Source organism: Mesorhizobium sp. M2A.F.Ca.ET.067.02.1.1 (assembly GCF_004023285.1).
GTDB lineage: Bacteria > Pseudomonadota > Alphaproteobacteria > Rhizobiales > Rhizobiaceae > Mesorhizobium.
Genome location: NZ_RZSB01001349.1, coordinates 1 through 631, shown reverse-complemented (window position 1 = coordinate 631; position 631 = coordinate 1). Strand labels below are relative to the sequence as shown.

1 protein-coding gene and 1 pseudogene are annotated in these 631 nt (G+C 63.2%); both read left to right on the top strand.

Going from position 1 to position 631, the window contains the following annotated elements; all coding sequences use genetic code 11:
• Window positions 1-333, top strand: a pseudogene (locus EOA28_RS37745) (ornithine decarboxylase); the annotation flags it as partial.
• Between the two features lie 98 nt (window positions 334-431).
• Window positions 432-631, top strand: a 200-nt coding sequence (locus EOA28_RS37740; protein WP_148671211.1) for a hypothetical protein, incomplete at its 3' end; no start/stop codon positions are given.

Here is a 631-nt window from a genome sequence, read left to right as displayed (position 1 = left end):
GAAGTCGTGCTGATCTCCAAGAAGGCCGACAATGACAATGTGCGCTGGGTGTTCCTCGACATCGGCAAGTTCGGCGGTCTCGCCGAGACGATGGACGAGGCGATCCGCTATCCGCTGGTCACCCGCCATGACGGCTCGGAGACCGCGCCTTGCGTGCTCGCCGGCCCGACCTGCGATTCGGCCGACGTGATGTATGAGAAGACGCCTTATCCGCTGCCCTTGTCGCTGACCATCGGCGACGAGGTGCTGATCGAAGGCACCGGGGCCTACACGACCACCTACTCGGCGGTCGCCTTCAACGGCTTCGAGCCTCTCCGATCCTACGTGATCTGAGCCGTTCGCAAGAACCGCTCAGATCGACCGGCGCGGGCGCCTGTCGCCCGCCCAGGCTCGCTTGTGGAACAGATCTCCGCTCGTGAAGGATCGCGGATATGGAATACCTGATCAAATCGGCCATCGCGGCCACCGAAATTGCCCCCTCGTCCGGACCGTCGGATGAGCTTTTCTCCGCGGGGGAGAAGAGCCCGATTGCGGAAGTGCTTCGTGGCGCATTTTCTTACGGCGAACCGGTTTCCACTTCGCCTGAAAATGCGCTGGCGCCCTCCCTTGCCCTGCGGGCACAGGCTGGCTC